7 protein-coding genes are annotated in these 6,631 nt (G+C 42.1%); 6 read left to right on the top strand and 1 reads right to left on the bottom strand.

Annotated elements, in window-relative coordinates:
* Window positions 1–226: 226 nt before the first annotated feature.
* Window positions 227–1,780, top strand: a complete 1,554-nt coding sequence (locus DW981_RS10990; protein ID WP_118507747.1) for a M14 family zinc carboxypeptidase — start codon at window positions 227–229, stop codon at window positions 1,778–1,780.
* Window positions 1,781–2,081: 301 nt separating this feature from the next.
* Here DW981_RS10990 and DW981_RS10985 read toward each other — a convergent pair whose 3' ends face one another.
* Entirely contained in the window at window positions 2,082–3,632 is a 1,551-nt protein-coding gene (locus DW981_RS10985; RefSeq protein WP_118507746.1) for a response regulator, read from the bottom strand.
* A 152-nt stretch (window positions 3,633–3,784) separates the two neighbouring features.
* On the opposite strand from DW981_RS10985, the gene DW981_RS10980 reads away from it, so the two are divergent.
* The 5 genes from DW981_RS10980 (at window position 3,785) to nadA (ending at window position 6,617) form a co-directional block, all read left to right on the top strand.
* Window positions 3,785–4,219, top strand: coding sequence for a spore maturation protein (locus DW981_RS10980; RefSeq protein ID WP_243034730.1), 435 nt, complete (start codon window positions 3,785–3,787; stop codon window positions 4,217–4,219).
* Complete coding sequence (locus DW981_RS15950) at window positions 4,203–4,325, top strand: hypothetical protein (protein ID WP_279220194.1); 123 nt, start codon at window positions 4,203–4,205, stop codon at window positions 4,323–4,325. Before DW981_RS10980 ends, DW981_RS15950 begins: the two co-directional genes overlap by 17 nt.
* Window positions 4,326–4,476: 151 nt before the next feature.
* Window positions 4,477–4,647, top strand: coding sequence for a DUF6472 family protein (locus DW981_RS15160; RefSeq protein WP_022025938.1), 171 nt, complete (start codon window positions 4,477–4,479; stop codon window positions 4,645–4,647).
* 18 nt (window positions 4,648–4,665) lie between these two features.
* Window positions 4,666–5,622, top strand: a complete 957-nt coding sequence (locus DW981_RS10975; protein ID WP_118507745.1) for a glycosyl hydrolase — start codon at window positions 4,666–4,668, stop codon at window positions 5,620–5,622.
* Between the two features lie 83 nt (window positions 5,623–5,705).
* Window positions 5,706–6,617 (top strand): quinolinate synthase NadA, encoded by a 912-nt coding sequence (gene nadA, locus DW981_RS10970; protein WP_118507744.1) that lies wholly within the window; start codon window positions 5,706–5,708, stop codon window positions 6,615–6,617.
* The last annotated feature ends 14 nt before the right edge of the window (window positions 6,618–6,631 follow it).

The following is a 6,631-nucleotide window of genomic DNA, read 5'->3' as shown; positions in this document are numbered from 1 at the left end:
ATTTGGCCAGCCGAAATCTCTACCCTGCCAGCCGAAAACGTGGAGCCAGGGCAGAGAAATCAGGATCTGTCCAGCCGAAATCTCTACCCTGCCAGCCGGAAAAGTCGCATCAGGATAGAGAAATTAAGCGTTAGTTGGTCATTACATTTTAATACATTTGTGCTACAATATAATCTGAGCAACAATTAGGAAAGAAAAGACAGCATATGAGGAAAGGAACGTAACAATGAAAAGAATCAGATGGAATAAAGCACTATGTATACTCCTGTGTGCCACATTGGTATGTAGTGAGGGGGTTACCGGACAGGCGGCGGTGAGTAAAAACTCACAATGTACAGTGTCAACGAAAGCATTTGTCAAGGCATCAGCGGACACCGAAGAACCATCTGCTGATCCGAAAGAGACACCGACGGCAACAAGAGAACCATCTGCTGATCCGACAGAGACACCGGCGGCAACAAGAGAGCCATCTTCGGAGCCGGTAGAGACGCCAATACCAACCGTGGAGCCGGAACCAACAGAGACTCCAATACCAACACTGGAGCCAGAACCGACAGAAACTCCTGCAGTTCCGATAGAACGGCCGGGAAAGGTCAGCAACATTAAGATCTGTTACGGGAAAAACAATAGCCGTCTCGTGATTACTTGGAAAGAAGCGAAAAATGCAGAAAAGTATTTGATATATCGTCAGATGAACAACAAGGCGTTCCGGTATGTAGGTACGACGAAGAATTGCCGTTTTGACGACAAGGGAATTAAAGCAAATAAGAAATACAGATATAAAATTGTTTCTTATCAGTCAGAAGCGATCAATAAAGAAAATAGTAAGCTCAGCAGGTGGTTTTCTACCAAAACGATTGTCAACACAAAACATCAGCGCTACAGCTATAGCGAGATGAGTTGGGATATTCATCAGCTCAAAGCCGCCTATGGTGATCGTGTACATTATCAAGTGATTGGAAAATCGGTCGACGGAAGGAATTTATATGATGTGATCATCGGCAATCCGAATGCCAAGAAAACCTTGCTTGTTGTATCGAATCTTCATGCACGAGAATATATGACGGTACAGCTTTGCATGGCACAGATTGAATATTATCTTAAAAATTATTACCGTTCTATTTCGGGAACAGTACCCGTCAATGTTTTTGAAAAAATTGCCGTTCATTATGTACCAATGGCAAATCCAGATGGTGTAACGATATCACAATATGGAATTAGAGCGATACGTAAGGCATCCTTGCGAAAAACCCTGCGAAAAATGCCGGGGGCAAACCGTCATCGGTTATGGAAAGCAAATGCCAGAGGCGTTGATTTGAATCGTAACTATCCGGTATCCTATCGTGCAAGATATCAGAAACGTGGAAGCGAGGGATACACCGGCACTCATGCAGCAAGTGAACCAGAGACAAGGGCAATCCTATCTTTGCTTCGTAAAATCAGGAAGACATCGAAGTTAAAGGGTGTGGTAAATTATCATGCAATGGGTTCGATCGCATTTGGCGGCTGTTCAAAACGGGGGAACGTCAGAAAGGTGACCGCTGCGATGTATCGTCGCGCTGTCGCATTGACGCGATACGGTTCTTCAGCAGGATATAATGCCGGCAAGCCGAGTATAGGAAACTTTCGGGAATATGTGGTGTATAAGAAGAAAATACCTTCGATTACATTAGAAATTGGAGTGCGTGGCTGTCCGTTACCAAGCAGTCAGTTCCCGTCTGCTTGGCGAAGAAATTATCGTTTGGTATTAGAGGAAGCCAAACTACTTCGTTCAAAATAACCAGAACGCTTGTGTTTTCGAGGATAAGAAGAATAAACAGAAGAAACGCCTGTTCCGGCAATGCTGGTTCAGGCGTTCTTTGTTTATGGAATGGGAAATTGCTGTTATATTGTGTGATATCATCGCAAAGCGCTGGCTTTGCTTTTTTGGTTGATAGGAAATTGCTGTTATGTAGTATGACATCATCGCAAAGCACTGGCTTTGCTTTTTTGGTTGATAGGAAATTGCTGTTATGTAGTATGAAGCCGCCAAGAATTGCTTTAGCAATTCTTGCAAAGCAAAGCGCTGGCTTTGCTTTTGTTTATTTATTCTTCTTGCGGAATTCTGCCGGACTTTCTTTTACATACTTCTTAAATTTTGTATGGAAATAATCCACGTTGCGATATCCGACTTTCTCAGCAATCTCATACACTTTAAGTTCGGTGTTGATCAAGAGATCTTTGGAATGATTTATGCGTACTTTGTCGATAAATACATTAAACCCTTCGCCGACCTTTTTGTTGAAAATCTTGCCGAGATAGGAACTATTGTACCCAAACAATGGAGCGATATTTTCCAGTTTAATATTGTCCATATAATTATGCTCGATGTAATGAATAATATCATCCATTACACTATCACTTGACGGATTGCCAATAGCACGCATGATCAATTCAAATTGTTCCGTAAAATACAAAATAATCTCATACAAATAATACCGACTTCCGACAAAGGCGATAATGTCGCCATTGCCAGGAAATGGAATATCTGCATTGTGATAGAGATGCGACAGCTTTTCCTTGATCGTCAGATACAGATCGGTCAAAAATAATTTAATCTCTTGAATATCTTCAGCAGAGTTGTATAAATTATTTTCGAGATCGTGCAGCGTTTCAGCAACCTGATTACGCTTTGCGGCCTGAATATATCCGATCAATTGCTTGCAGTAATTTTGCAAAACATCTTGGTTGATCTCAAAAGGTTTACGAGATTCCAACTGTGGCAATTGTTTGTAGCCGATCGTGTGCTGCTTATGTTCGCAGAAAAAGCGGCGCTGTAGTAATCGAAGTGCTTCTTCATAGGAAGTGTGAATGTCCTTTGGAGAAGTGACAGTGCGTCCATAGGTGATAAAAAGGGAGTCGAGTGGCGAGTTAGTCTGTGGCTTCTGCTCGCGTTCATAACGCTCCAAAAAATCTTGGAACTTTTGTAATATGAAAGTTCCCTTTAATAACAGGACTTCATTGCCATCAATCGTGATCGCTTCATAGGAATTGTTATCTTCATTCGTAACCATAAGCAGATCTGAAAAACGATAGGTGATCCGCTCTGCATTGTGGTTGTATTTTTCATATATGATCACCTGATAGCAATCTGCTTTTGGATAGTAATCAAAGTTATCAGGTGCAGTCGGAATATCATGACCGATCAAAATATCATGCAGGATCATATCGTGTGCCTTGCGTTTGTATTCCAAGAATATTTCTTGCTGATGTTTACTTGTATCAAGCTGCAGCGCAATATTTTTGACGGTTTCCAATAAAGCATCTTCATCAATCGGTTTTGTTAAATAATAATCTACGCCATAGTGAATAGCTGCCTGCGTATATTCAAAATCCGTAAATCCGCTTAAAATGATGAATTTACCGGTAAAACCCTGTTCTTTCGCACGCCGCACGATTTCAGTGCCAAGAATCTGTGGCATTCGAATGTCTAACAAGACCAAATCCGGATTATTTTTTATAATAAAATCCAAAGCATCGGCGCCATTTGCGGCTTCGCCAATAATTTGAAATCCTAGTTCTTCCCAATCCAATATACAACGTAAACCTTGACGGATAATTAATTCGTCATCTGCAATAAAAGTGGTATACATACTTCACAAATCCCCATTTCCGTATACTATAGGCAACTATTTCTAACTGCTGTTCTATCTATATAAGTGTTTTCATAATATAAAATGAAAACAGGATCTCTTATATTATACTGAATTTTGTGTTGATTGGCAAATTCAGATGGAGGAGAAGAGTGATCATTCAATATATTTCCAATTTGACGATACCGCTATTACTATTTTATGTATTGGGATATGGGTTGTTTTGCAAGGTGGATATTTTCGATGCCTTTGTCGATGGTGTCAAAGATGGTTTCCGTGTTGTGGTCGGGGTACTGCCTACGTTGATCGGGTTGATGATCGCTATTGGAATACTGCGCGCATCGGGAATCTTAGAGGGGATTGCATCGGTTGCAGCACCCTGGACGGAAAAAGTGTTTTTACCGGCAGCATTATTGCCGCTTTCGCTGATCAAAATGATCTCGTCCTCCGCAGCAACCGGACTTTTGCTAGACATTTATAAAGAATTTGGAACGGACTCGACCGAAGGTTTTATGGCATCGTTATTTATGTGCTGCTCGGAAACGATTTTTATACGATATCGGTATATTTATGGCAACCGGGGATAAAGACCATAAACCGGTCACCGGAATGCGGTGGACATTGGCAGGAGCACTGCTTTGCACGGTTGCCGGGATGGCAGCAAGTATCGTACTTACTCGCATATTGCTGTAGCAATTCTTGCAGAGCAAAATGCTGGTTTTGCACTTTTTGGATAACAGAAAATTGCTGTTGTGTAGCGTGACATCACCAAGAATTGCTCTTTTTGTCCTAATGCCGATTTTATGTTATACTTATGCGCAAATAGAAAGAAGGGACGTAGAACATGGAATGTGATACTTGCGCCAACTTTATGTACGACGAGGAGTTGGAAGAATATATATGCGATGTTAATATGGATGAAGATGATCTGGTACGTTTTTTGTCGGACAAGCGTGCGAAATGCCCCTATTACCGCAATGGAGATGAATATCAAGTTGTCCGCAAGCAAATGTAAGAAAGGTCGGTGTGAACTATGGAAACAGCATTATTAGATACCATTCCGGTGAATTCGAATGCAACACCGGAGGCACGTGAATTATTACAATATCTTGCTCGCTGCAGTGGGACAAGCATTTTGACCGGGCAGCATACACAAACCAATCCGATGGAGGAATATCAGTATATCCATGAGGTTACAGGGCATTATCCTAAAGTTGTTGGGTTTGAGATGCTGTCGTATTCGGGCAATATTAATTGGGAAGATGCTTCGGAAGCATGCCTGACGGAGGTTCGGGAGAATCAACATACGATGGAGACGGCACTTGCGCTTGCCACACAAAAAGACGTGATCCTCACGATCTGCTTTCACTGGTTTTCACCGATGGGAGGCAGAGACAAAGCGTTTTATACAGAGCATACGGACTTTGATCCGACGAAGATTTTGCAGGAAGGCTCTGCCGAGGAGGCAGCGTTTTATCGTGACTTAAAGAGCATTGGTGAAGAACTGCGGAAGTTTGCGGAGGCAGGAATCCCGATCTTGTGGCGTCCGTTTCATGAAGTAGAAGGCACTTGGTTCTGGTGGGGATCCAAAGGCGGCGAAGTAGCAGCAAAGTTATATCGCAAAATGTATCATTATTTTGTGGATGAACTCGCTTTGAACAACCTTTTGTGGGTGTGGAGTGCACCGACGAAAGAGGCGTATCCGGGAGATGAGTATGTAGATGTGATAGGATGGGATATTTATCTGCCGGAGAAAAAAGCAACGGATTACGCCTCTTATTATGAAGAACTTCGCGCGAACACGACAACGCATAAAGTGGCCGCGCTGACAGAAGTGGGATACGATCCGGATGTTGCTTTGCTGGCAAGATCACATGTACCGTGGGCGTATTATATGACTTGGTCCAAAGAATTTTGCTTAGGCGAGCAGTATAATACGAAGGAAGAGCTGCGATCACTTTACGGCAGCGAGTATGCCATTAAGAATTGATGGCAATTTCATAAAAACACATTGAGAATATTTCGCAAGTATGCTAGACTAATCAGCGTATATTGTACATTTGAAAGGAAGGCATGGTAATTACGATGAGAGAACGCATTGAGCAACTGAAGAAAGAAAAAGATATTGTGATTTTGGCACATTATTATGTAGATGGAGAGGTTCAGGAGATTGCAGACTTAGTCGGTGATTCCTACTTTCTAGCTAAGAAAGCCACAGAAGTGAGCCAGCAAAACATTTTATTTTGCGGTGTCTCTTTTATGGGAGAGAGTGCTAAGATCTTAAATCCGGGTAAGCGTGTCATTATGGCGGATGAGTTTGCAGACTGTCCAATGGCGCATATGGTGGACATTGCCAAAATCCAGCAGGTGCGTGAACAGTATCCGGATGTGGCAGTTGTCTGTTATGTCAATTCGACGGCAGAGATCAAGGCATATTCGGACGTATGTGTAACATCCTCTAATGCACTTCGCGTAGTGCAGTCTCTTCCTAATAAACATATATTCTTTATCCCGGATAACAATTTGGGCCGTTACATTTCGACATTAGTGCCGGAAAAAGAATTTATTTTTAACGATGGTTTTTGCCATGTGCATACGAGTATCCATCGTGAAAATGTGGAAGAAGCCAAAAAACTGCATCCAAATGCACCGGTTCTGACACATCCGGAGTGTACGGCAGATGTGCTGGAAATCTCAGACTTTATCGGTAGTACCTCTGAGATATTAGACTATGCGACGAAATCAGATGCCAAAGAATTTATTATTTGTACGGAGATGGGAATTTTCTTTGAGTTAGAGCAGAAAAACCCGGATAAACGTTTTTATTCTGTCGGACATCGCCAGTTTTGTCCAAATATGAAGAAAATCACATTAGAGAAAGTGGTTCGTGCAATGGAAGAGATGGAACCGGAAGTGACTATGGATGAGGAACTTCGTGTAAAAGCGAATGCACCACTTGTCAAAATGTTGGAACTTGCTAAATAGTATAACGCAGCAGG

Source organism: Clostridium sp. AM49-4BH (genome assembly GCF_003478335.1).
GTDB lineage: Bacteria > Bacillota > Clostridia > Lachnospirales > Lachnospiraceae > Butyribacter.
Note: the sequence above shows the minus strand (reverse complement) of the source record. Positions and strands in the feature narration are given on the sequence as shown.